Here is a 24,844-nt window from a genome sequence, read left to right on the forward strand (position 1 = left end):
GACCGGAGCGGTCCGCGCATACGAGGCGCGGTGAAAAGCTCGCCGCGCCTCGTATGCGCATTTTTTTCCTCGGCACCAATTCTTAAGGACGTTCGCCTTGGCTACGCTCATCTGCGGCTCGCTCGCCTACGACAACATCATGACCTTCCAGGGCCGCTTCGGCGACCATATCCTGCCGGATCAGGTGCACATGCTGAACATCAGCTTCCTGGTGCCGACGATGCGGCGCAACTTCGGCGGCTGCGCGGGCAACATCGCGTATGCGCTGAAGCTCCTGGGCGGCGATCCGAAGATCATGGCCACGCTCGGCGCGGCGGATTCGCAGCTCTACGTCGACCGGCTCGACGCGCTCGGTCTGTCGACGGAATACGTGCGCGTGCTGCCCGATCAGCACTCGGCGCAATGCTTCATCACCACCGATCTCGCGAACAACCAGATCACCGCGTTCCACCCCGGCGCGATGATGGAATCGCACCTGAACCGCGCCGATGAAACGCGCGGCATCTCGCTCGGCATCGTCGCCCCCGACGGTGCGCGAGGCATGCGCGAACACGCCGAAGGACTGGCCCGCGCCGGCGTGCCGTTCGTGTTCGATCCGGGCCAGGGATTGCCGATTCTCGACGGTGTCGAACTTTGTCGCATGATTGAACTCGCCACCTACGTGGCGGTCAACGATTACGAAGCCAAGCTGTTGAGCAACAAGACCGGCTGGTCGATCGAAGACATCAAGAGCCGTGTCGATGCCCTCGTCGTCACACGTGGCGAACACGGCGCGCAGATCTATCATGACGATGGCGTGCTCGACGTTCCCTCCGTGAAGGCGCATCAGGTGGTCGATCCGACCGGCTGCGGAGACGCATTCCGCGGCGGCCTGCTGTACGGCATCGAGAACAAGCTTGGCTGGGAGAAAACGGGTCGTCTCGCGAGTCTGATGGGTTCGCTGAAAATCGAACATCAGGGACCGCAAACCTACGCGCCGACGCGCGCCGAAATCGAAGAACGTTTCAAACAGGCCTTCGGAAGCAGCCTGTTCTGAGTGATTGGAGTGAAGGAATGAAAACGGTAAGTCGTATCGCGCTGGCAATGGCGCTCGTCGGCTCGGTCGCGCTGACGGGCTGCGCCTACAACAGCAGTTCTTCGGACGTTTATACGGCGTCGCAGGCGCAGCGCGAGGAAACGGTGCGCATGGCCACCGTCGAAAGCGTGCGCGGCGTGAAGATCAGTTCGAACAACGGCCAGCCGACCGGCCTCGGCACGATCGGCGGCGGCGCGCTCGGCGGCGTCGCGGCGGCCAGCGCGATCGGCGGTGGCAATGGCTCGATCATCGCGGGCATCATCGGCGGGCTGGCCGGCGCTGTTGCGGGTAACGCGGTCGAGAACAGCGTCGCGATGAAGAACGGTCTGGAGATCACCGTGCGCCTCGATAACGGCGACATGCGCGCGATCACGCAGACCGCGAACGGCGAAGTCTTCCAGGCGGGCGAGCGGGTGCGTCTGTTGTCGAGCGGTGGCGTCACGCGCGTGACTCACTGAACTGAGGCGGCACTGACGTATTCGGCGGACGAATAGCCGCCGCAAGGCGAGCACGTCGCCCGGCGCGAGCGCATGTATCGAAAGATGCATGCGCTTTTTCTTTGGCCGCGCGAAACGAGCCGCAGGCGCGCGATGAAATTCGTTCGCCGAAACGAAAAACCCGCCGCCAGGTTTCCGGCGACGGGTTCAGGCCGGGTAGGCTTACCCGGACTAAGGGCACAGCGCACTGCGCCTGGGTGTCGCGTACTGCGAGAGCTTACGGACGGCTGCCCGTCGGGAACGGCCATGCCGCTGCCGGGTTCAACGCCGTCTTGACCGCAGCGGCCGGAGCCGGAGCAGGCGCCGATACGGTCGTTGCCGTCGTTGCGGGAGCAGCAGCCGTAGTCTTCTTCGCAGCAGCGGCCTTCTTGGCCGGAGCTTTTTTCGCGGGGGCCTTCTTCGCAGCGGGAGCGGCAGCAGGGGCAGGCGCAGCGGCTGCGGTCTTCGCAGCAGCCTTTTTCGCAGGAGCCTTTTTCGCAGCGGCCTTCTTCGCTGCGGCCTTCTTCGCGGGCGCCTTCTTCGCCGCGGCCTTCTTCGCAGGCGCCTTCTTGGCTGCGGCCTTCTTCGCGGCTACCTTCTTGGTAGCGACTTTCTTCGCAGCGGCTTTCTTCGCGGGCGCCTTCTTCGCCGCGACCTTCTTCGCTGCAACCTTCTTCGCCGCTACTTTCTTTGCTGCGACTTTCTTGGTTGCCACTTTCTTTGCTGCAACCTTCTTCGCCGCGACCTTCTTGGCCGCTACTTTCTTCGCTGCAACCTTCTTCACAGCGACCTTCTTGGCGGCAACCTTCTTCGCCGGTGCGGCCTTCTTTGCGGTGACTTTCTTCGCTGCAGCCTTTTTGGCGGCGGGTTTTTTCTTGGCAACTGCCATGGTTTTTCTCCTTCAGGTTTTCAGATGAGAGTCAGTTCAAACTACACCCTTCGTCAAAACCCGCTTCCCACGCGTCGCCTCTCACAGCGCACGCTACGAAGCGGATTATTCATCGGCGTACGCTGATCCCACCTGCTTACGCTAATGAATACGGCAAGGCGCGCCGTGCCCCGAGGCACCGCGCGCCAAATTGAGTCAGCACCGCATCTTCGCGGCGCCGGCCATCGCTTGATCGAGCCAGCGCGCATGCCGCTGGCATTTTCCGGGGGGAAGTTTGCCCATCCCATTGAAGGGATCGCAAAACGCCTGTCTTTCATTCGTGCCGATAATCGGCTCGCCAAGTCAGTAGGCGCACTTTGCATCGGGCGACCGTTCTCCTAAACCTTGTCGATCAGGCGCGCGTGAGCGACACGCTGCTGCCTGACCGTCCCATCGATTTCGTCTGCAACACGTCCTGGATTTTTATTATTCCCAGGTCAGCGCGCCGCCGGTTTGATACTCAATCACGCGTGTCTCGAAGAAGTTGCGTTCCTTCTTCAAGTCGATCATTTCGCTCATCCACGGGAACGGGTTTTCCTCGTTCGGGAAGAGCGGGTCAAGCCCGATCTGCTGGCAACGCCGGTTGCAGATGAAGCGCAGGTAGCTCTTGAACATCGACGCGTTCAGGCCGAGCACCCCGCGCGGCATGGTGTCTTCAGCGTAGCGATATTCGAGCTCCACCGCCTCCTTGAAGAGCTCGCGGATCTCGGCCTTGAATTCGGCGGTCCACAGTTGCGGCTCTTCGAGCTTGATCTGGTTGATGAGGTCGATGCCGAAGTTGCAGTGCATCGACTCGTCACGGAGGATGTACTGATACTGCTCCGCCGCGCCCGTCATCTTGTTCTGGCGACCCAGCGCCAGAATCTGCGTGAAGCCGACATAGAAGAACAGACCTTCCATGATGCAGGCGAACACGATCAACGACTTCAGCAATTTCTGGTCCGCTTCCAGCGTGCCGGTGGTGAATGCCGGATCGGTCAGCGTCTGGATGAACGGAATGAGGAACTCGTCCTTGTCGCGAATCGACTTGACCTCGTGATACGCGTTGAAGATCTCGCTTTCATCGAGACCCAGCGATTCGACGATGTACTGATACGCGTGCGTGTGGATCGCCTCTTCGAAGGCCTGGCGCAGCAGGAACTGGCGGCACTCCGGAGCGGTGATGTGACGGTACGTGCCGAGCACGATGTTGTTCGCGGCGAGCGAGTCCGCCGTGACGAAGAAGCCGAGGTTGCGCTTGACGACGCGACGCTCGTCGTCCGAGAGACCGTTCGGGTCTTTCCACAGGGCGATGTCGCGGGACATGTTCACTTCCTGCGGCATCCAGTGGTTCGCACAGCCGGCGAGGTACTTCTCCCACGCCCACTTGTACTTGAACGGCACGAGCTGATTGACGTCGGTCTTGCCGTTGATGATGCGCTTGTCGGCGACATTGACGCGCGCTTCGCTCTGCGCGGCGATCACGCCGGCGGACGGTGTAGCGGCTGCGGGCGGAACGAAGCCATCGGAGAAGATGTTCGTCGAGTTAGCCTGAGCAGTCTGATGGGTAGCTTGATGAGCTTGCGCGAATTGCGCCGTGCCTTGAGCGTTGCGCAACGTGTTCTGTTGCGAAGCGCTCGAGGGAGCTACGGCAGTGGTCTCGTCATCCCAGTTGAGCATAAATTCTCACCATCAATTTAGATCGGTTTGTACCATCTTTTCATGAGCGATAAAAGAGTTTGCTCATGAAAATTCTCGTTTTCATGCGATTTAGATTCGACGTTGCTACCTGCATACAACACTTGGCTCGCAGCCGTGTGTGTGAAGCTCGATGCGGCATCTGTTGAATCGTGTGTGAAGCGGTCCTGATCGAGTGACTTCGAAGGCATCGCAACGTGCTTGCGCGTGGCTTCATCGATGTCTTGAAAGCCTTGTCCCACGGTGCTTTGCGGCCGACGCACGATGCATGATGCGAAGCACGTCGTGTTTTGCTGCGAGCATGAGCTCGATGTCGAGTGTGCGATCTCGAACGCATCGAAGCGTGACTCGCTTCGCTCATCGATCGATGTCTCTCGACGACACTCGATGCGATGCAAAACATGTGTCGAGAAGCGAGCGGCTTGCTACCTTCACTCGCGCTCTTCGATGAGCTTCGATGCTGTTCATCGAACACGCGCCGCGTCACTCGAAACACCCTCGGACAAGTACGTCGAGGCGCCTGCTCTTGCCTGCCGCGTGCTTCGAATTCGTTGCCGAAGTTTAGCATTTGGCGTCTCTTGTTTCCACAATATCTTGTGCTTGCAAAACGTGTCGATACAACCTATAGCGCGTTTACGCGGCGATCCGTTTCGACGAAAAAACTCATCGGCCTCGCAACGGATCGAGCAGCGAGCGCAGGTTGTTATGGTCGATCTCATGCATCAACGCGAGCAGCTTGCCGAGCTTGCCCTCTGGAAAACCCTCACGCGCGAACCACGCGAGATAGTGACCGGGCAGATCCGCGATGAGCCGATCCTTGTACTTGCCATAGCGCATCGTCTGCGTGACGAGCCGTTGCAGATCCAGCGGGTCCATCGTTTCTTCACTCCTCGTTCAATGTTCATCGCAGCACGCAACGCGCTTCGATCGCTCAGCGACTGCTCCATATCGGTGCCATAATCGCCGCTCTTGCCGCCAAGAGTTGATCGCGATTCACCATGCCGCTTGCCGTCAAAGCTTTCATTGCCCCTCTCATCGTCGCGTGCGCGATGTTCATGGAAAGCGTCGACGCCAATGTGATCGTCACCGCGATTCCTGAAATGGCGCGTGCTTTCGGACGCGATCCCGTCACATTGAAAGTCGCCGTCACGAGCTATGTGCTCGGGCTCGGCGTCTTCATACCGATCTGCGGCTGGGTCGCTGACCGCTTCGGCGCACGCGCCGTGTTCCGCACGGCCATCGGCGTGTTCGTCGTCGGCTCGCTGCTCTGCGCGGCCTCCACGTCGCTCGGCCCCTTCACCGTCGCGCGCTTCATCCAGGGCGTCGGCGGCGCGATGATGGTGCCCGTCGGCCGCATCATCATCTTCCGCTCGGTGCGCCGCTCGGAGTTCATTCGCGCGATGAACTACCTCTCGGTGCCCGCAATGCTCGGACCCGCGGTCGGTCCGTTGCTCGGCGGCTTCATCACCACCTATCTGCACTGGCGCCTGATCTTCTTCATCAACATTCCGATCGGCATCGCCGGAATCTATCTGACCAACCGCTACATCGCCAACTCGCACGAGGACCATCCGGGCCGGCTCGACTGGTTCGGCTTCTTCCTCTCCGCGAGCGCGGGCGTGTTGCTGTTGCTCGGGCTCTCGCTCGTCGGCGGCGAACTGATTCCGCAACGCACGGCATTCGCGATGTGCGTAGCCGGCGCGCTGATGGTCGTCCTGTACTGCATCCACGCGCGCCGCTCGGAGAAGCCTTTGCTCGACTTGCGCTTCTTCCGCGTGCCGACGTTTCAGGCGAGCGTACTCGGCGGTTCGATGTTTCGCATCGGGCTCGGCGCCGTGCCGTTTCTTCTGCCGCTCGCGCTGCAGGAAGGTCTCGGCATGACCGCGTTCAAGTCCGGCGCGATCACCTGCGCGTCGGCGTTTGGCGGCATGTTCATGCGCTCGCTCGCGTCGCGCGTGCTGCATCGCTTCGGCTTCCGTCAGACGCTCTTCTATAACGCGGCGCTGTCGGGCATCGCCATCGCGGCGTGCGGCACGTTCTTCCCCGGCACGCCGACCTGGGTGATCTGGGCCGTCGTGCTGCTCGGCGGCTTCTTCCCTGCGTTGCAGTTCACGAGCCTCAACTCGCTCGCGTATGCGGAGATCGAAACGCGCGATGTCGGGCGCGCGACCAGCCTTGCCAGCTTCGTGCAACAGGTGTCGCTTGGTCTTGGCGTGACCATCGCGGGGATCACGCTCGAACTCTCGCAATATCTGAACGGTCATGCGAGCGTGCAATGGTCCGACTTCTGGCCTGCGTTCGTTGTCGTCGGGTTGTTCTCGTTTCTTTCGATGCCGATTACCGCGCGGCTCGCGCATGATGCAGGGACGGAGATTTCGCGTGGCACGCGGGGGTGAGGTTGTTGCTTCTGTTGTCCTGCTTCTTCCGTTATCTCGCCGCTTGTTCAGTAGCCGCCTCCCCGGCGGAGGGGTCACTTTCTTTGCTGCTGCAAAGAAAGTAACCAAAGAAAGCAGCTATCCCCAGCCTAAGCACTTCACACCGGCCGCGGCACAGGCGATTGGCCTAATGGCCCGGCTGTAGCGAGTGCCCCCACAAGCAGATAAGGGCTTGGACCGCGCACGGTCTGACTCATCGCGCCGCTTGCTTCACTGGTTCAGCACCAAATAGCTCCGGCCCGCTACGCGGCCGACCGGTTAATCGGGTCCGCGTGCGCTTCTTCTCGACGGTTTCCCTCGCATACCCAACGGCAGCGCGAAGCGCTGTGCCGAAGCTATTTGGTGCTGAACCAGCGCCCTGATACGTCTCGGGCGGCAGACCGTGCGCGATCCAAGCCCGGTTGGTCCTTCGAGGGCGACACTTAGGCGAGTGCCGCGGGCGGCTGGCAAGCAGGGCCAACGTGCGTGTGACCGCGGGCCTGAACGAGCTGCTTTCTTTGGTTACTTTCTTTGCAGCAGCAAAGAAAGTGACTGCCGCCCCGCACAGGGGCAGTGCCAATAGACCGACACGAAACCGGGATCCGGCGAAAACAACAGCGAAAACAACACCGAAACCAACGGCGAAAAAAAACCGGCACCGACGACTCCCTTCACGAAGAAGAAAGCACCCGGCACCGGTCCTCAGAGACCGCTTCAACCCAAGCTTATTGGCAAGCCTCGCACTCGTCGAAGCCAGCATCCCCCGGACGCATCATGCAGACGGGACCATCGGCTTCGGCAGCCGGCGCTGCCTCCACTGCAGCGGCATTGAAGCCACCCGCGTTCGACGCACCACCCGACACGCCACCGAACCCGCCTTGCGCACCCGATGCGCCCGACCCGCCATCGCCCGACGGCACGGCATTCAGCGCACCGTGCGCCACCGTCGACTTCTCGACGTGCGTCGCCGCCATCGTACGGAGGTAATACGTGGTCTTGAGGCCGCGAATCCACGCGAGCTTGTAGACCTCGTCGAGCTTCTTGCCCGACGCGCCCGCCATGTAGATGTTCAGCGACTGCGCCTGATCGATCCACTTCTGACGGCGCGACGCCGCTTCGACCAGCCACTTCGGATCGACTTCGAACGCCGTCGCGTAGATCGCGCGGAGATCCGCCGGAATGCGGTCGATGCGCGAGAGCGTGCCGTCGAAGTACTTCAGATCCGACACCATCACTTCGTCCCACAGCCCACGCGCCTTCAGGTCACGCACGAGGTAGTCGTTCACGACCGTGAATTCGCCCGACAGATTCGACTTCACGTACAGGTTCTGGAATGTCGGCTCGATGCACGCCGACACGCCGATGATGTTGGAGATCGTCGCCGTCGGCGCGATCGCCACGCAGTTCGAGTTGCGCATGCCGTAGGTCGAGATGCGCGAACGCAGTTGCGCCCAGTCCATCGACTCCGACGAATCCACTTCGACGTAGCCGCCGCGCGCGTCCGCCAGCAGCTTCAGCGAATCCTGCGGAAGAATGCCGCGATCCCACAGCGAGCCGCGATACGTCGCGTAACGGCCGCGCTCTTCCGCCAGTTCCGTCGACGCGTAGTACGCGTAGTAGCAGACGGCTTCCATCGAACGATCCGCGAACTCGACCGCTTCGCCCGACGCATACGGCGTGCGCAGCAGATGCAGGCAGTCCTGGAAGCCCATGATGCCCATGCCGACCGGACGATGCTTCAGGTTCGAGTTACGCGCCTTCGGCACCGCGTAGTAGTTGATGTCGATGACGTTGTCGAGCATGCGCATCGCCACGCTGATCGTGCGCTTCAACTTCGCGTGATCCAGCGCGTAGCTGCCGTCGGCCTGCTTCACCATGTGCGCGACGAGGTTCACCGAGCCGAGGTTGCAGACGGCGATTTCCGTCTCGCTCGTGTTCAGCGTGATTTCCGTGCACAGGTTCGACGAATGCACGACGCCGACGTGCTGTTGCGGCGAGCGCACGTTGCACGGATCCTTAAATGTGATCCACGGATGGCCCGTCTCGAACAGCATGCCGAGCATCTTGCGCCACAGTTGCGCGGCCGGCAGCTTCTTGAACAGCTTGATCTCGCCGCGCGCGGCTTTCTCTTCGTAAGCCACATAGGCCTTCTCGAAGTCCGCGCCGAACAGATCGTGCAGGTCCGGGCAGGTCGACGGCGAGAACAGCGTCCAGTCGCCGCCTTCGACGACGCGCTTCATGAACAGATCGGGAATCCAGTTCGCCGTGTTCATGTCGTGCGTGCGGCGACGGTCATCGCCCGTGTTCTTGCGCAGCTCCAGGAACTCCTCGATGTCGAGGTGCCACGACTCCAGGTACGCGCACACCGCGCCCTTGCGCTTGCCGCCCTGATTCACCGCGACGGCCGTGTCGTTCACGACCTTCAGGAACGGCACGACGCCCTGCGACTTGCCGTTCGTGCCCTTGATATGCGAGCCGAGTGCGCGCACGCGCGTCCAGTCGTTGCCGAGGCCGCCCGCGAACTTCGAGAGCAGCGCGTTTTCCTTCAGCGCTTCGTAGATGCCGTCGAGATCGTCGGCGACGGTCGTCAGATAGCACGACGACAACTGCGAGCGATGCGTGCCCGAGTTGAACAGCGTCGGCGTCGACGACATGAAGTCGAACGACGAGAGTACGTTGTAGAACTCGATCGCACGCGCTTCGCGGTCGATTTCGTTGAGCGACAGGCCCATCGCGACACGCATGAAGAATGCCTGCGGCAGTTCGATGCGCGTGCCTTCGACGTGCAGGAAGTAGCGGTCGTAGAGCGTCTGCAGGCCGAGGTAGCCGAATTGCAGATCGCGGTTCGCGTCGAGTGCGGCGCCGAGGCGCTTCAGGTCGAATTGCTGGAGCTTGTCGTCGAGCAGGCCGGCTTCCACGCCGCGCTTGATGAAGAGCGGGAAGTACTCGGCGTAGCGCTCGCCCATTTCGGCTTGCGTTACTTCATCGACGAGAATTTCGCGGCGAATCGTGTGCAGCAGGATGCGCGCGGTGACCTGGCTGTACGCCGGATCCTTTTCGATCATCGTGCGCGCAGCGAGGATGGCCGAGTCGTACACCTGGCTCATCGGCACGCCGTCGTACAGGTTCTTCACCGTTTCCGCGACGATCGGCTCGGCGGACACCGCGTCGCCGAGGTTCGCGCACGCGGAGACGATCAGCGCCTTCAGCGCGTCGAGATCGAGCGGGCGCGTGACGCCGTTGTCCGTCACGTTGATCGCGCCTTCGTGCGACTGCGCGTTCTGCGCTTCTGAGCGCTCTTGCGAACGCTGCTGCGTGCGCTTCTCGCGATACAGCACGTACGCCCGCGCGACGTTGTGCTCACCGCCGCGCATCAGCGCGAGCTCGACCTGATCCTGAATGTCTTCGATATGGAACGTGCCGCCATGCGGACGGCTGCGCACGAGCGCGCGCACGACGGCTTGCGTCAGTTGCTCGACGAGTTCGCGCACGCGCGCCGAAGCCGCGCCCTGGCCGCCGTTCACGGCGATGAACGCCTTCGTCACGGCGATCGCGATTTTCGTCGGCTCGAACGACACCACGCTTCCGTTGCGACGGATGACCTTGTAGTCGGCATACGTCGTGTTCGGCGCGAGCGCTTGTGCTGCGCCCGTGGCCTGCGCACCGCCCATCGGCTGTGCGGATGCGCCTTCGAATGAAGTCGTGGCGTTGTCGGTGGTTTGCATGTGCAAAACTCCTGGTGTTCGAATGGTGCGGATGATCCGCGGATTTATCACTTATGCCGCGCGCGTCACGAGTTCGTCATGAAGGTCACGCGGTGTTTTGGCGGTAAGCCAGGCTGTGAATACAGCAGGCTGGAAACACGAATCGCGGCGCTTACGGCCCGCATTGTTATTGGCGTCTCATGCGGTGCCCGCGTTGGCGCGCGGTGTCGGTCGACGCAATTCGCGCTTGCTTGCATGCCTTCTCCACGGTGCTGCTTGCTGGCGCCCGATGCGCCCGACGCCTCTCTCCTCGCAAAGAGAAACCGTCTCGCGCATCGCCCCGGGCCAGCCAAACTTCTCCACGCCGGAAAGCTGGCGGCGCCGGCTCATGGGAGCGGGCGCCGCTTCAACAACACAAGATATAGTGCAAAGTACGTCTTTCGGCACCAAGTATAGTGGACATCCGCGCAGTCTCAAAAAGGTTTATTTGCCTCTGGTCCGGCGTTGCGGGGTTGACTTTTGCTAGCGCAAAGCACGGCAAGGCATCGCGCGCGACCCTGCTGCGCCGCAACGAGAAAGACCTTACGCAGCGCTCAGATGTTGGACTGAAACGGGAAGAATGAAGGCGGCAGCGCGCTGTCGTGGCGCAGGCGCGGCCAGTCGAAGTGCGGACCGGGGTCCGTCTTGCGGCCCGGCGCGATGTCGGAATGTCCGGCCAGCGCGTCGATCGGATAACGCTTCACGACAATGCGCACGAGCGCGACGAGCGCGTCGTATTGCGCATCCTCGAACGGCATGCGATCGCTGCCTTCGAGCTCGATGCCGATCGAAAAATCATTGCAGCGCTCGCGTCCGCAGAACGACGAAACGCCCGCATGCCACGCGCGTTCGTCGCAGGAGACGAACTGCTCGATCGCGCCGTCGCGACGGATCACGAAGTGCGCCGACACCCGCATGCCGCGCAGATGATCGAAGTACGGATGCGCATCGTGATCGAGCTTGTTGAGGAAGAAATCGGCGATCGAGTTGGTCGTGAAATCGTCGGGCGGCAGGCTGATGTTGTGCACGACGATGAGCGTCGGCACCGCGTCGCCGGGACGCGCCTCGAAGTTCGGCGACGGCAGCTGCGTCGCGCTCGTCAGCCAGCCTTGCGCGTCGATATGCGGATCGCCTTTCCTGACGACGTGCATGTTCATCGCGCGTCGCGGCCGGTCGGACGGCTCGCGTAATGACGCGCGTGATCGGCGCAGCAGAAGCGCTCGCCCGCGACGACGATCGATTCGCTGCGCGGCGTGTGCACGCCGCATTGCGCGCAACGGATGAGCGGATCGGCAAGTTGCGGCGCGCTCGCGGCCGCGCCATTGCCGGTGCCGTTGCCGTTGCCATTGCGCGCCCGATGCGCGCCGCTGGCGCCGCCCGCGGTCGCGCCGCCGGCCTGCGCCTCGCCCTGTTGCGCGCGCTCGTTGGCGCGGCGCAGCTTCTTCAGGAGCCACTGGCTCACGAAGAAGAGGACGATCAGAAAGAAGAAATTTCGCATCGAATGAATGCCGTTAAAGAGTGCGTCCGTTCAGACCTTCAGGGCTCAGACGACCGCGCGATGCAGCAGCACTTCGAACACGAAGCGGCTGCCCACATACGCGAGCAGCAGCGCGGCGAACGAGGCCAGCACCCAGCGCAATGCCGCGCGTCCGCGCCATCCCGAGATGCGGCGCGCGGTGAGCAACGCGCCGAACATCAGCCAGGAGACGAAGGCGAACACGGTCTTGTGATCGAAGCGCAGCGCGCGATCGACCAGTTGCTCGTTGAACGCGATACCCGACACGAGCGTGAGCGTGAGCAGCACGAAGCCGGCCGCGATCAGGCGGAACAGCAGCTTTTCGAGCGTCAGGAGCGGCGGCAGCGTATCGAGCCAGCTCGTGAGCCAGCCGTTGCCCGTATGACGCGTCGCCATGCCGCGCATGCGCTGCAGACGGCGTTCGAGCATCAGCATGAGCACGGCATGAAGCGCAGCGATCGCGAAGAGTCCGTACGCGATGTTCGCGATCAGGAAGTGCAGCTTGAACATCGGCGCGGCGGAGTACGACAGCACGCGCACGCCCCCGAAGACGAGCGGCAGCAGCGACGCCACGCACGCGAGCGGCAGCACGAGCAGCCGCAGGCCGTCGAGCGGAAAGAAAAAGCTTTCGATCCAGTAGATGCCCGCGCCGAGCCAGAACATCGCGGAGAGCGCGAACGCGAAGCCGAAGACCATCGCGTTCTGGGGAAAGATCGTCGTGTGCAGCAAGAGGCCGTGCACGAGCAACGCTACTAATAATAGAGCGCGGCCCAGTCCACCCATGTCCGGCGACATTTTCGGCGCCGACGCCATGCCCGAAGGCACGCCCGCCAGCGCCGGCTCCACGGCCGTGTGGCGATGCGCGCGCCACCCCGCTACGGCAAGTCCGCCGTAGAGAAGCGCAGTGAGGGCATACAGTACAATATCCATGTTCGAAGTTTACACTAGGCCCTTGAATCGCGACGTTTTCCCCCTTGCGGCGACGCGGGGCGCAGAGTCGTTTTGCGCTGAAAAAGGGCCGCATTCTCTACCTTTCCCCCATGCTCGATAATCTCACTCAACGGATGGCGCGCGTCGTCAAGACGCTGCGCGGCGAGGCCCGGCTCACCGAGGCCAATACGCAAGAGATGTTGCGGGAAGTGCGGCTCGCGCTGCTCGAAGCGGACGTGGCGCTGCCGGTCGTGCGCGAGTTCATCGCGAAGGTGAAGGAAAAGGCGCTCGGCGAAGAAGTCGTGTCGAGCCTCTCGCCGGGTCAGGCGCTCGTCGGCGTCGTCCAGAAGGAACTGACCGCGGTAATCGGCGGCGATTATGAAGGCAAGGCCGCCGAACTGAATCTCGCCGTCGCGCCGCCCGCCGTCATCCTGATGGCCGGTTTGCAGGGCGCGGGCAAGACCACCACGACCGGCAAGCTCGCCAAGCTTCTGCGCGAGAAGAGCAAGAAGAAGGTGCTCACCGTTTCCGTCGACGTGTATCGCCCCGCCGCTATCCGTCAGTTGCAGACGGTGACCGAGCAGGTCGGCGCGGACTTCTTCCCGTCGGAGCCGGATCAGAAACCTGCCGACATCGCGCGCGCGGCGATCGACTGGGCGAAGCGCCACTATCACGACGTCGTGATCGTCGATACGGCCGGCCGCCTCGGTATCGACGAAGCGATGATGAACGAGATCAGCGAGCTGCACGCGCTGCTCAAGCCCGCTGAGACGCTCTTCGTCGTCGATGCCATGCTCGGTCAGGACGCGGTCAACACCGCGAAGGCGTTCAACGACGCGCTGCCGCTCACCGGCGTCGTGCTCACGAAGCTCGACGGCGATTCGCGCGGCGGCGCGGCGCTCTCCGTGCGGCACGTCACCGGCAAGCCGATCAAGTTCGTCGGCGTCGCGGAAAAGCTCGACGGGCTCGAAGTCTTCCATCCGGATCGCATGGCGAACCGGATTCTCGGCATGGGCGACATTCTCGCGCTCGTCGAGGAAGCGCAACGCGGCGTCGACAGTCAGGCGGCGCAAAAGCTCGCCGACAAGGTCAAGAAAGGCGGCGACTTCGACCTGAACGACTTCAAGGCACAACTCTCGCAGATGAAGAAGATGGGCGGCCTCTCGTCGCTCATGGACAAACTGCCCGCGCAGTTTCAGCAAGCCGCGCAAGGCGCGGACATGAACAACGCGGAAAAGCAGATGCGCCGCATGGAAGGCATCATCAACTCCATGACGCTCCAGGAGCGCGCGAAGCCGGAACTCATCAAGGCCGCGCGCAAGCGCCGCATCGCCGCGGGCGCGGGCGTGCACGTTCAGGAAGTCAACCGCATGCTCAATCAGTACGAACAGATGCGCGGCATGATGAAGAAGCTCAAGGGCGGCAATCTGCAGAAGATGATGCGCGGCATGAAGGGCATGTTGCCTGGCATGCGCTGATCGTAGTACCTCGGAACCCGCGTTTTCGCGCGTCGCCCGACGCGAAGGAAGCGCGGGTTTATCATATGGCGCACGCCGCCGTTTTTTTCCACACTAAGAAGTCAGCCTCTCCCCCGCTTTCCCTATGAATCGCGAAGAAGCTCTCCATATTTTCAGCCACTCCGAAGAGATCGTGACGGCTGACGAAGTCAACGCATCGATCGGCAAGATGGCTACGGCCATCAAGTCGGCGACGCAAGACGACTTCCCGCTCGTGCTCTCGGTCATGGGAGGCGCGGCCGTGTTCACCGGCATGCTGCTGCCGCATCTCGACTTCCCGCTCGAGTTCGATTACATCCACCTGACGCGCTATCGCAACGCCATCAAGGGCGGCAGCGAGATGCAATGGCGCGTGGCGCCGGCGGAATCGGTGAAGGACCGCGTCGTGCTCGTGCTCGACGACATCCTCGACGAAGGCGAAACGATGGCCGCGATCCGCGACCGCATCATGGCGATGGGCGCGAAGACGTTCCTGTCCGCGGTGCTGTGCGAAAAGATCATCCCGAAGGCGAAGCCGCTGCGCCCGGATTTCTGCGGATTCGAGGTGCCGGATCGCTACGTGTTCGGATGCGGGATGGATGCGAAGGGTTACTGGCGGAATTTGCCGACGATTCGCGCGCTGACGGAAGGCGCGTAATCGCTCTTCGAAGCGACGTAAAAAAAGCGGCCTCGGCCGCTTTTTTCATAGCTGATGCACGAAAGTGCGTATTCCCGTGAGAATCATCTCGACGGAAATCGCCACGAGCACGAGTCCCATCAACCGCTCGAACGCCGTGACCGCACGCTCGCCGAGCCACTGCTGAATCTTCTCCGCGAGGATCAGCACGATCGCGCAGACGATCATCGTCACCGTCAGCGCGCCGATCCATTCGAGCATCTTGCCGGGCGCCTGCGAAGTCAGCAGCATCACGGTCGCGAGCGCGGACGGACCCGCCAGCGCCGGAATCGCGAGCGGCACGATCAGCGGCTCGCCGCCGCGCGAATCGCCGCCCATCGGGCCATCGGGATGCGGAAAGATCATCCGCAGCGCGATGAGAAACAGCACGATCCCGCCGCCGATGCGCAACGACAAATCCGTGAGGTTCATCGCGCGCAGAAAGCGATCGCCCGCCAGCATGAACACCAGCAGGATCACGAACGCGATCGCGACTTCCCGCAGGATCACGACGCGGCGCCGCTCTTTGGCGACGCCGCGCAGCGCGTTGATGAAGATCGGAATGTTGCCGAGCGGATCGGTGATCAGCAGCAGAAGGATCGTCGCCGACAGGAAGTTGTACTGCATTACTTCCCGAGCGCGGCCCGCACTTTGGCCATCACGACGTCAGCCGCTTCATCGACGGGCAGCAGCGTGGCTTCGGTATCGCGACGGCTCTGATACTCGAGCTTGCCTTCCTTCAGCCCGCGATCGCCGATCACGATGCGATGCGGCACGCCGATCAGTTCCCAGTCCGCGAACATCACGCCAGGACGCTCGCCGCGATCGTCGAGGATCACGTCGATGCCCGCTTGCTGCAACGTCGCGTAGAGCTTGTCGGCCTGCTCGCGCACGGCGTCGCTGCGGTCATAGCCCATCGGGCAGATCACGACTTCGAACGGCGCGATGGCTTCCGGCCAGATGATGCCCTTGTCGTCGAAGTTCTGTTCGATCGCCGCGCCCAGTACGCGCGTCACGCCGATGCCGTAGCAGCCCATCTGCATCGGCGCGGGCTTGCCGTTTTCGTCGAGGAACGTCGCGCCCATCGAATCCGAATACTTCGTGCCGAGCTGAAACACGTGGCCCACTTCGATGCCACGGCAGATTTCGAGCGTGCCCTTGCCGTCCGGCGACGGATCGCCCGCGACGACGTTGCGAATATCCGCCACTTCCGGCTCCGGCAGATCGCGGCCCCAGTTCACGCCGGTCGTGTGGTAATCGACCTCGTTCGTGCCGACAACGAAATCGCTCATGTTCGCGACCGTGCGATCCGCGATCACGCGCACCGGCTTCTTCGTGCCGATCGGACCGAGATAGCCCGGCGGCGTGCCGAACCATTCGATAATCTCGGCTTCCGTCGCGAAGCGATAGCCCGCGAGGCCGGGCAGCTTGCCCGTCTTGATGTCGTTGAGCGAATGATCACCGCGCAACATCAGCAGCCAGATCGTGGGCTCGGCGCCTTCGTTGTCGGTTGCGAGAACGATCGACTTGATGGTCTTTTCGAGCGGAATGTTCAGAAGCTGCGCGACCGCCTCGCATTTCGCGGCGCCGGGCGTCGGCGTCTTCTTCAGTTCTTCCGTGGGCGCGGCGCGCTGCGCGATGAGCGGCAACGCATCCGCGGCTTCGACGTTCGCCGCGAAGTCCGAGCTCGGGCAATAGGCGATGTCGTCCTCGCCCGTGTCCGCGATCACGTGGAACTCGTGCGAGCCGCTGCCGCCGATCGAGCCGTTGTCCGCCGCCACCGCGCGGAACTCCAGACCGATGCGCGTGAAGATGCGGACATAGGCTTCGTACATCTTGCGATACGACTCGGCGAGACCGTCGCGGTCCTTATCGAAGGAATAGGCGTCCTTCATGATGAACTCGCGGCCGCGCATCACGCCGAAGCGCGGGCGGATCTCGTCGCGGAACTTCGTTTGAATCTGATAGAAGTTCACCGGCAACTGGCGATAGCTCTTGATCTCGCGGCGCGCGATATCGGTGACGACTTCCTCGTGCGTCGGGCCCATCACGAAATCGCGCTCGTGGCGATCCTTGAAGCGCAGCAGTTCGGGACCGTACTGCTCCCAGCGGCCCGACTCCTGCCACAGTTCGGCGGGCTGCACGGCGGGCATCAGCAGTTCGAGCGCGCCCGCGCGGTTCATCTCTTCACGCACGATGGCTTCGACCTTGCGCACCGAGCGCAGCCCGATAGGCATGTAATCGTAGATGCCGCCCGCGACACGGCGGATCATGCCGGCGCGCATCATCAGCTTGTGGCTGACGATCTCGGCGTCGGCGGGAGCTTCTTTCAGGGTGCCGATGAAGAAACGGGATGCTTTCATTCAAATTTTCCAAATGCGGCGCGCGCTTCGGAGCCGTTGCGGCGCCGGAGCGGGCGAAACGAGGGTGAACGACGGAAACGGTCGACGGCTCTTGCAAGGAAGAAGATTTTGCCGTCTTCCTCGTGGCCTGGCAAAGCGCCTTGCACCCTGCTCGGGAAACGTGCCCCGAATTCGGGTTCGTGCCGGTGCGCGGGGTCCGTTAACTGTTTATAATCAAAGCAATTTTAAAGGATTTGAAGGTGGCTGTATGCTGGATCGTGAAGGCTTTCGCCCGAACGTCGGCATCATCCTCTTGAACGCGCGCAACGAAGTGTTTTGGGGCAAGCGGCTGCGTGAACATTCCTGGCAGTTTCCGCAAGGGGGCATCAAATACGGTGAGACCCCTGTGCAAGCGATGTATCGGGAGTTACACGAAGAAACCGGCCTGTTACCGGAGCATGTGAAAGTTGTCGGTCGCACGCGCGACTGGCTGCGTTATGAGGTGCCGGACAAGTTCATCAAGCGCGAGGTGCGCGGACACTATCGCGGTCAGAAACAGATCTGGTTTCTGCTGCGCATGGTGGGACGCGATTGCGACATCTGCCTGCGTGCGACGGACCATCCGGAATTCGATGCCTGGCGCTGGAACGAGTATTGGGTGCCGCTGGACGCGGTCATCGAGTTCAAGCGCGACGTTTATCAAATGGCTCTCACCGAGCTGTCCCGCTTTCTGCGGCGAACCAACTCCCGCGGCGAACGCGGCGAGCGAGCCGCGCATCATGGGCCGCGCTATCCACGCGTGCTCCAGACGATGACCATCGAAGCACCTGCCGTTACTGCCTCCGGCGCGGCGGTTCAGGCAGAATGCACGGTCAGCGAAGAAGTGCATCTGATCGTGCAGCGCTCATCGTGAAACCGGGCGTACGACTGATCGCTGCGGTTCATCGCGCACTTTGACACTCAGCACGACTTCGATCGATGGCACGGCGAACTTCTCGCCGTGCCGTCTCGCTTTGTTCCGCCGGGCGGGCGCTTCGCGTCCCGCGCGCATGTTTCCGGGAAGACCCAATTGAAAGTGAATGCCTCACTCGCGGTAATCGCGGCATCCGCGGCAGCGCTTGCCGTGCTCGCCGGCTGCTCCAGCAACAAGAGCCCGTCCACGCAGGACGACGGCGTCTTCACCTATCTCCTCGACCGCAAGTCGACTTGGGCCGAAGATAAGATCGACACGATGCCGCCTCTGCCGCAAACGTCGAATCTGATCGCGTTCAACGTATCGCAGAACACGCCGCTCACGTTCGCCGTCGACAAGACGACGCTCACGGTCGGCAAGGATGGCGTCGTGCGTTATGTGATCGTCGCGACGAGTCCGGCGGGCGCGCGAAACGTCAACTACGAAGGCATTCGTTGCGACACCTACGAATGGCGCCGCTACGCGAGCATCAACGACGATCAGAACGGTTGGGATCAGGGTTCCGCGTTCGACTTCAAGCGCATCGAGAACGGCGAGCTGAACGCGTATCAGGCGGCGCTCTATCAGGACTACTTCTGCGCAAGCAAGCTGCCCGCCGGCGATGCGAAGCAGATCGTCAACAACATCCAGTACAAGCGCACGCAGACCTCGATCAATCTGCGCTGATTTCAGGTCGCGCCAGAATGCAAAAGCCCGCTGGATCAGCGGGCTTTTTTGTATCAGACGAGCACCAGGTTGTCGCGATGGATCAGCTCGGGCTCCAGCATATACCCGAGCACCGTTTCGATCTCGCCGCTCGGCCGCCGATGAATCAGCCGCGCCTCCGAGCTGCTGTAATTCGTGATGCCGCGCGCGACTTCCTGCCCTTGATCGTTGACGCAGGCGATCACCTCGCCGCGATCGAACGCGCCCTTCACGTCGATCACGCCGATCGGCAGAAGGCTCTTGCCGTCGGCGGTGAGCTTCTGCACCGCGCCGTTGTCGATCACGACGTGGCCGCGCACCTGCAAGTGATCCGCCATCCACTGCTTGCGCGCCGCGATGCGAGCCGTGCGCGCGATGAGCTGCGTGCCGATCATCTCCCCCGATGCGAGGCGCGTGAGCACATCGGCTTCGCGACCGCTCGCGATCACCGTGTTCGCGCCGCTGTGCGCCGCGCGCTTCGCCGCGAGAATCTTGGTCAGCATGCCGCCACGTCCGAGGCTCGAACCCGCGCCGCCGGCCATCTGCTCGAGCTCGGGCGTGCCGGCATCGGCCTGCTCGACGAGCGTCGCGTTCGGGTCCTTGCGCGGATCGGCGGTGAAGAGACCGCGCTGATCGGTGAGGATGACGAGCGCATCGCCTTCGATCAGATTCGCGACGAGCGCGCCGAGCGTGTCGTTGTCGCCGAACTTGATTTCGTCGGTGATGACCGTGTCGTTCTCGTTGATGATCGGCACCGCGCCCAGACGCAGCAGCGTGAGCAGCGTCGAGCGCGCGTTAAGGTAGCGTTCGCGATCGGCGAGATCGGCGTGCGTCAGCAGAATCTGCGCGGTGCGGATGCCGTGCGCGCCGAAGCTGCTTTCGTAGACCTGCGCAAGGCCCATTTGTCCGACGGCGGCCGCGGCCTGCAATTCGTCGATTTCACGCGGCCGTTTGGTCCAGCCGAGCCGATGAATGCCTTCCGCGATCGCGCCCGAACTCACGAGCACGACTTCCTTGCCCTGCTCGCGCAGCGCCGCGATCTGCGACGCCCAGCGCGAGATGGCCGCATGGTCGAGTCCGCGTCCGTCGTTGGTGACGAGGCTGGACCCTACTTTCACTACGATTCGCTTCGCAGCGGCGATGACGGAACGCATCGTGCGCTTTCTCCTCGTGGTTGCTTTTATTCCTTCGCTGCGTCGTCGCGGAAGCGCACGTCGGCGGCGAGATCTTCCGCTTCCGCCGCACGCGATGCGTCCGAATGCTGCGAGATGTAGTCGTAGATCGCGTACGTAAGCGCCTCGCAGCCCTGGCCCGTCAGCGCCGAAATCTCGTAGACCGGACCGTCCCACTCGAAGCGCTCGACGAAATCGGCGATGCGCGCTTCGCGCTCATCCTCCGGCACCATGTCGAGCTTGTTCAGCACGAGCCAGCGCGGCTTCTCGTAGAGCGCCTCGTCGTACTTGCGCAGTTCGTTGACGATGGCCTTCGCTTCCGCGACCGGATCGACGTTTTCATCGAACGGCGCCATGTCGACGAGATGCAGCAGCACGCCGGTGCGCTGCAGGTGACGCAGGAAACGATGCCCGAGCCCCGCGCCCTCCGCCGCGCCTTCGATCAGGCCGGGGATGTCCGCGATCACGAAGCTCTTGCTCGGCCCGACGCGCACCACGCCGAGATTCGGCGCGAGCGTCGTGAACGGATAATCCGCGATCTTCGGCCGCGCGTTCGACACCGACGAGATGAACGTGGATTTTCCCGCGTTCGGCATGCCGAGCAGGCCGACGTCGGCGAGCACTTTCAGTTCGAGCCTGAGCATGCGGCGCTCGCCCGGCTTGCCGTCGGTCTTCTGACGCGGCGCGCGGTTCGTGCTCGACTTGAAATGCAGGTTGCCGAGGCCGCCCGCGCCGCCCTGCGCGATCAGCACTTGCTGATTGTGCTCGGTCAGATCGGCGATGATTTCGCCCGTTTCCTGATCCGAAATGATGGTGCCGACCGGCATGCGCAGCGTGATGTCGTCGCCGCCCTTGCCGTAGCAATCCGCGCCGCGGCCGTTTTCGCCGTTACGCGCCTGATGCTTCTTGGAAAACCGATAGTCGATCAGCGTATTGATATTGCGATCGGCGACCGCGTAGACGCTGCCGCCGCGGCCGCCGTCGCCGCCGTCCGGCCCGCCGAACGGGACGAACTTTTCGCGGCGCATCGACGCGCTGCCATCTCCTCCGTCGCCGGCGATGACTTCAATCCTCGCTTCGTCAATGAACTTCATGCGTTGCTCCGTCCCGTGTATTGCAGCTATTTTGCCGTGACCTGACGTTGCCGGTCACCGATATCCTTGAATTCACCCGATGCGCTGCCTTTCAGTGCATCAAATGAAAAAGGCCCCGCGAACTTCGCGGGGCCTTTTTTCGGTCCTGAAGCCCGTGCGTAAAATTTACGCTGCCGGGACGACGACGACCGTGTGCTTCTTCGCAGCGCCCTTGGTCACGAACTTGACGTGACCGTCGGCGAGCGCGAACAGCGTGTGATCCTTGCCGATGCCGACATTCTCACCCGGATGCATGCGCGTGCCGCGCTGGCGAACGATGATGCCGCCCGCGTTGATTGCCTGGCCGCCGTACACCTTCACGCCGAGGCGTTTCGACTCGGAGTCGCGGCCGTTGCGGGAAGACCCGCCTGCTTTTTTGTGTGCCATTTCATTAGCTCCTTAACCGATATCTGTGCGAACCCGATCACGCCTTAGGCGTTGATCGCGTCGATGCGCAGTTCGGTGTAGTTCTGGCGATGGCCAGCGTGCTTTTGATAGTGCTTCCGGCGACGCATCTTGAAGATGGTCACTTTCTTGTGACGACCTTGCGACACGACGGTAGCCTTGACGGAAGCCCCACCCACCAGCGGCGTACCGAACTTAATCGATTCGCCTTCGCCTACTGCGAGAACCTGGTCGAGCGTGATTTCAGCGTCAATGTCTGCCGGTATCTGTTCTACTTTCAATTTTTCGCCAACGGCAACCTTATACTGCTTGCCGCCGGTTTTTATGACCGCGTACATTGAGAACCTCACTCAAAATTCTTTTTCCACGCACCACGCGGGGAAAACACGCGATTATACATAGGGTTACGCTCGACGTCAAAGTCCTGTGACGTCTCCCGCGCGCGGGGAGCGGCGCGCGATCCGGATCCCAACCTCGGCGAAAACGAAGCGAATCGTGTCCGAATTCCGCCGACGTCGCGCGAATCGACACAGCCGAGTCCCGTCGTCTGTCGGATTCGCCTTATAATCCGCCGGATTACCTTTACTGCCGATCATGTCGTCCACCGCCACTTCCTCCCCCAACGCCGCCGCGCTGCTCGCCCCGATTGCCGAGGACATGCAGCACGTCAATCGCGTCATCCGGCAGCGCCTGGCATCAGAAGTGATGCTGATCAACCAGATTTCGGAGTACATCATCGGCGCGGGCGGCAAGCGGCTGCGTCCGGCGCTGCTGCTCCTGGTTTCCGGCGCGCTGGGCGACACGACCGGACATCGCCACGAACTGGCCGCCGTGGTGGAGTTCATCCATACGGCGACGCTGCTGCACGACGACGTCGTCGACGAATCCGATCTGCGCCGCGGCCGCAAGACGGCGAACGCGCTGTTCGGCAACGCGGCGAGCGTGCTGGTCGGCGACTTCCTGTACTCGCGCTCGTTCGAAATGATGGTGAGCGTCGGCAAGATGCGCGTGATGGAAATTCTCTCCGTCGCGACCAACATCATTTCCGAGGGCGAAGTCCTGCAGTTGCTCAACATGCACGATCCGGACGTCGACGAAGCGCGCTACATGCAGGTGATCCGCTACAAGACGGCGAAGCTGTTCGAAGCGGCCGCGCAGCTCGGCGCGGTGCTCTCGGGCGCGGATGCGCGTACCGAAGCGGCGGCGGCGGAATTCGGCCGACGCATCGGCACCGCGTTCCAGATCATGGACGACTGGCTCGACTACACCGGCACGCCCGAATCGATGGGAAAAAACGCCGGCGACGACCTGCGCGAAGGCAAACCCACTTTGCCGCTCATCTATCTGATGGAGCACGGTACGCCGGAACAGGCGGCGCTCGCGCGCGAGGCGATCGAACAGGGCGGCACGGATCGCTTCGAGACGATCTTCGACGCGATCACCACGTCCGGCGCGCTCGACCACACGCTGGAACGCGCGCGAAAGGAAGCCGAGGCAGCGGCGAACGCGATTTCTCTATTTCCCTCTTCCATCTATAAAGAGAGCCTGCTAGAATTATGTTCTTACTCGACGTCGAGGCAGTCTTAAACGAGACTGAAACAACGTGAGAGTCCAAGTTGGTCGAATTCGGGGTGTAGCTTAGCCTGGTAGAGCGCTACGTTCGGGACGTAGAGGCCGGAGGTTCGAATCCTCTCACCCCGACCAGAATTGCAAAAACCCGCATGGTCCGCCATGCGGGTTTTTTATTTCCGGCAGCGAAACCGCGTACGCTTGCCGAACGGCCAGAGCGGGCTTTCCTGCCCCGTCTGATATATTGCCTCCCATCTCCGCCCCTACTCGATCACCGCGTGGACAACCTTCCCTTATGGGCGCAAATTTGCGCCATTTTTCTGCTTCTCTTCCTTTCCGGCTTCTTCTCGATTTCCGAAACGTCGATGATGGCGCTCAATCGCCATCGCTTGAAATATCTTGCGAGCCAAGGATCGCTGCGCGCGCGCACGACACAGGGGCTGCTCGCAAAAACCGACCAGCTTCTCTCCGTGATCCTGATCGGCAACAACCTGATCAACACGATCATCCCGGTGCTCACGACATCGATCGCGCTGCGCACCTTCGGTCATAACAACCTCGTCCTGTCGATCACGACGGGCGTCATCGCGTTTCTGATCATCGTGTTCGCTGAAATCGCGCCGAAGATCGTCGGCGCAACGTATCCCGAGAAAGTGGCGCTTCCCGCGAGCCTCGTGCTCGCGCCGCTCATGCGCATCGGGCGGCCGCTGATCTGGTTCGTCAACCTGTTCGCCAACGCGATTCTGGCCGCGCTCCACATCAACACGAAAAACAAGCGCGATCAGCGGATTTCGCCCGAAGAACTGCGCACCATCGTGCTGGAAACCGGCAGTTTCATGCCGACCAAGCACCGCAGCATCCTGCTCAATCTGTTCGATCTGGAGAACATCACCGTCGACGACGTGATGATCCCGCGCCGGCGCATCGAAGCGCTCGATTTCGACGCGCCCTTCGAGCAGATCCTGCATCAGCTCGAGACGTGCTATCACAACAAGCTCGTCGTCTTTCAGGGCGATATCGACCGGGTGCTCGGCATCCTGCATGTGCGCAAGACGCTGTCGGCGCTGCATAACCAGGAGCTCGAGCGCGATACGCTGCGCGAACTGCTCACCGAGCCTTATTTCGTGCCGGCCGGCACGCCGGTGTTCCAGCAACTGCAGTACTTTCAGGAAAGCGGCCACCGCATCGCGATCGTGGTCGACGAGTACGGCGAGTTGCAGGGGCTCGTGACGCCCGAGGACATCATCGAGGAACTGATCGGCGAGTTCACGACGACGATTCCGCGTGGCGCCGGTTCGCGCGGCGGCTGGGATGAGAATGGCGAGTGCATCGTCGCGGGCAGCATGCCGCTGCGGGAACTGAACCGCTGGCTGCATCTGACGCTGCCGACGGACGGCCCGAAGACGCTCAACGGCCTTATTCTCGAAACGCTCGAAGATATTCCGGACGGCGACGTGTCGGTGCGCATCGCGGACGTGACCGTCGAAGTCATGCGCAGCGACGATCAGGCGATCCGCACCGTCAAGATTTTCAAGCCGCTCGGGCCGCCGAAACGCGCGCTGCGTTAGCCATTCGGACGACTGGGCGCGAGCGATCGCGGGCGGGATAATCGGATCATCTCGACTCCGACGTCCC

22 protein-coding genes, 1 tRNA gene and 1 pseudogene are annotated in these 24,844 nt (G+C 62.3%); 10 read left to right on the forward strand and 14 right to left on the reverse strand.

The features are described 5' to 3' along the window. Positions 1-97 precede the first annotated feature (97 nt). Together PQR08_RS28180 and PQR08_RS28185 are read left to right on the forward strand one after the other, a co-directional pair. Positions 98-1,036, forward strand: a complete 939-nt coding sequence (locus tag PQR08_RS28180; protein WP_250484150.1) for a carbohydrate kinase family protein — start codon at positions 98-100, stop codon at positions 1,034-1,036. Between the two features lie 17 nt (positions 1,037-1,053). Then, positions 1,054-1,533, forward strand: coding sequence for an outer membrane lipoprotein (locus PQR08_RS28185; RefSeq protein WP_035507755.1), 480 nt, complete (start codon positions 1,054-1,056; stop codon positions 1,531-1,533). Between the two features lie 256 nt (positions 1,534-1,789). Here the strand turns inward: PQR08_RS28185 and PQR08_RS28190 are convergent, their stop codons facing one another. The 4 genes and pseudogenes from PQR08_RS28190 to PQR08_RS28205 form a co-directional block, all read right to left on the reverse strand. Beyond that, positions 1,790-2,440: a histone H1-like DNA-binding protein gene (locus tag PQR08_RS28190; protein ID WP_035507757.1), complete on the reverse strand. Its 651-nt coding sequence runs from the start codon at positions 2,438-2,440 to the stop codon at positions 1,790-1,792. 31 nt (positions 2,441-2,471) lie between these two features. After that, positions 2,472-2,802 (reverse strand): annotated as a pseudogene (locus tag PQR08_RS28195) (hypothetical protein). 103 nt (positions 2,803-2,905) lie between these two features. Then, entirely contained in the window at positions 2,906-4,138 is a 1,233-nt protein-coding gene (locus PQR08_RS28200) for a ribonucleotide-diphosphate reductase subunit beta (RefSeq protein ID WP_187606080.1), read from the reverse strand. A gap of 681 nt (positions 4,139-4,819) precedes the next feature. Then, positions 4,820-5,032: a DUF3820 family protein gene (locus tag PQR08_RS28205; protein ID WP_408163037.1), complete on the reverse strand. Its 213-nt coding sequence runs from the start codon at positions 5,030-5,032 to the stop codon at positions 4,820-4,822. Between the two features lie 122 nt (positions 5,033-5,154). Between PQR08_RS28205 and PQR08_RS28210 the strand changes: the two genes are divergently transcribed. Continuing rightward, complete coding sequence (locus tag PQR08_RS28210) at positions 5,155-6,552, forward strand: MFS transporter (protein WP_035507765.1); 1,398 nt, start codon at positions 5,155-5,157, stop codon at positions 6,550-6,552. 743 nt (positions 6,553-7,295) lie between these two features. Here PQR08_RS28210 and PQR08_RS28215 read toward each other — a convergent pair. From PQR08_RS28215 to PQR08_RS28230, 4 genes are all read right to left on the reverse strand, one after another. Next, entirely contained in the window at positions 7,296-10,295 is a 3,000-nt protein-coding gene (locus PQR08_RS28215; RefSeq protein WP_408163039.1) for a ribonucleoside-diphosphate reductase subunit alpha, read from the reverse strand. A gap of 572 nt (positions 10,296-10,867) precedes the next feature. Beyond that, positions 10,868-11,470, reverse strand: a complete 603-nt coding sequence (ampD, locus tag PQR08_RS28220) for a 1,6-anhydro-N-acetylmuramyl-L-alanine amidase AmpD (RefSeq protein ID WP_408163041.1) — start codon at positions 11,468-11,470, stop codon at positions 10,868-10,870. Beyond that, positions 11,467-11,811, reverse strand: a complete 345-nt coding sequence (locus PQR08_RS28225) for a PP0621 family protein (RefSeq protein ID WP_408163043.1) — start codon at positions 11,809-11,811, stop codon at positions 11,467-11,469. Before PQR08_RS28225 ends, ampD begins: the two co-directional genes overlap by 4 nt. Positions 11,812-11,856: 45 nt before the next feature. Continuing rightward, on the reverse strand, positions 11,857-12,759 hold the full coding sequence (locus PQR08_RS28230) for a cytochrome C assembly family protein (protein ID WP_408163045.1): 903 nt from the start codon (positions 12,757-12,759) through the stop codon (positions 11,857-11,859). 110 nt (positions 12,760-12,869) lie between these two features. Here PQR08_RS28230 and ffh point away from each other — a divergent pair, with 110 nt between their 5' ends. Next, positions 12,870-14,237: a signal recognition particle protein gene (gene ffh / locus PQR08_RS28235; protein ID WP_035511281.1), complete on the forward strand. Its 1,368-nt coding sequence runs from the start codon at positions 12,870-12,872 to the stop codon at positions 14,235-14,237. A 124-nt stretch (positions 14,238-14,361) separates the two neighbouring features. Continuing rightward, complete coding sequence (locus PQR08_RS28240; RefSeq protein ID WP_035511284.1) at positions 14,362-14,913, forward strand: hypoxanthine-guanine phosphoribosyltransferase; 552 nt, start codon at positions 14,362-14,364, stop codon at positions 14,911-14,913. A gap of 45 nt (positions 14,914-14,958) precedes the next feature. Here PQR08_RS28240 and PQR08_RS28245 read toward each other — a convergent pair whose 3' ends face one another. Both PQR08_RS28245 and PQR08_RS28250 read right to left on the reverse strand, forming a co-directional pair. After that, positions 14,959-15,558 (reverse strand): MarC family protein, encoded by a 600-nt coding sequence (locus tag PQR08_RS28245; protein ID WP_187606086.1) that lies wholly within the window; start codon positions 15,556-15,558, stop codon positions 14,959-14,961. Next, positions 15,558-17,294, reverse strand: coding sequence for a proline--tRNA ligase (locus PQR08_RS28250; protein ID WP_408163047.1), 1,737 nt, complete (start codon positions 17,292-17,294; stop codon positions 15,558-15,560). The genes PQR08_RS28245 and PQR08_RS28250 overlap by 1 nt, the downstream gene beginning before the upstream one ends. A gap of 247 nt (positions 17,295-17,541) precedes the next feature. On the opposite strand from PQR08_RS28250, the gene PQR08_RS28255 reads away from it, so the two are divergent. Then, positions 17,542-18,186: an RNA pyrophosphohydrolase gene (locus tag PQR08_RS28255; protein ID WP_035511291.1), complete on the forward strand. Its 645-nt coding sequence runs from the start codon at positions 17,542-17,544 to the stop codon at positions 18,184-18,186. Positions 18,187-18,348: 162 nt separating this feature from the next. After that, the gene (locus tag PQR08_RS28260) at positions 18,349-18,912 is read left to right on the forward strand and encodes a CNP1-like family protein (protein WP_187606142.1); all 564 of its coding nucleotides are present in this window, start codon (positions 18,349-18,351) and stop codon (positions 18,910-18,912) included. A gap of 53 nt (positions 18,913-18,965) precedes the next feature. Here PQR08_RS28260 and proB read toward each other — a convergent pair whose 3' ends face one another. The 4 genes from proB to rplU all read right to left on the reverse strand — a co-directional run bounded on the left by proB (position 18,966) and on the right by rplU (position 21,978). Then, a complete protein-coding gene (gene proB, locus PQR08_RS28265) occupies positions 18,966-20,084 on the reverse strand; it encodes a glutamate 5-kinase (RefSeq protein ID WP_187606088.1) in 1,119 nt (372 codons plus the stop codon). A 26-nt stretch (positions 20,085-20,110) separates the two neighbouring features. Further along, positions 20,111-21,196 (reverse strand): Obg family GTPase CgtA, encoded by a 1,086-nt coding sequence (cgtA, locus tag PQR08_RS28270; protein ID WP_035511296.1) that lies wholly within the window; start codon positions 21,194-21,196, stop codon positions 20,111-20,113. A 165-nt stretch (positions 21,197-21,361) separates the two neighbouring features. After that, positions 21,362-21,622, reverse strand: coding sequence for a 50S ribosomal protein L27 (gene rpmA / locus PQR08_RS28275; protein WP_008342952.1), 261 nt, complete (start codon positions 21,620-21,622; stop codon positions 21,362-21,364). A gap of 44 nt (positions 21,623-21,666) precedes the next feature. After that, positions 21,667-21,978 (reverse strand): 50S ribosomal protein L21, encoded by a 312-nt coding sequence (gene rplU, locus PQR08_RS28280; RefSeq protein ID WP_035511298.1) that lies wholly within the window; start codon positions 21,976-21,978, stop codon positions 21,667-21,669. Between the two features lie 256 nt (positions 21,979-22,234). Between rplU and PQR08_RS28285 the strand changes: the two genes are divergently transcribed. The 3 genes from PQR08_RS28285 to PQR08_RS28295 all read left to right on the forward strand — a co-directional run bounded on the left by PQR08_RS28285 (position 22,235) and on the right by PQR08_RS28295 (position 24,777). Continuing rightward, positions 22,235-23,227 carry a polyprenyl synthetase family protein gene (locus PQR08_RS28285; RefSeq protein ID WP_238212815.1) on the forward strand — a complete coding sequence of 331 codons (993 nt, stop codon included), beginning with the start codon at positions 22,235-22,237 and terminating at the stop codon, positions 23,225-23,227. Positions 23,228-23,267: 40 nt separating this feature from the next. Next, positions 23,268-23,344 (forward strand) — tRNA-Pro (locus PQR08_RS28290). A 143-nt stretch (positions 23,345-23,487) separates the two neighbouring features. Beyond that, complete coding sequence (locus PQR08_RS28295) at positions 23,488-24,777, forward strand: HlyC/CorC family transporter (RefSeq protein ID WP_035511302.1); 1,290 nt, start codon at positions 23,488-23,490, stop codon at positions 24,775-24,777. Positions 24,778-24,844: the final 67 nt, after the last annotated feature.

The organism is Caballeronia jiangsuensis, assembly GCF_046030135.1.
GTDB lineage: Bacteria > Pseudomonadota > Gammaproteobacteria > Burkholderiales > Burkholderiaceae > Caballeronia > Caballeronia jiangsuensis.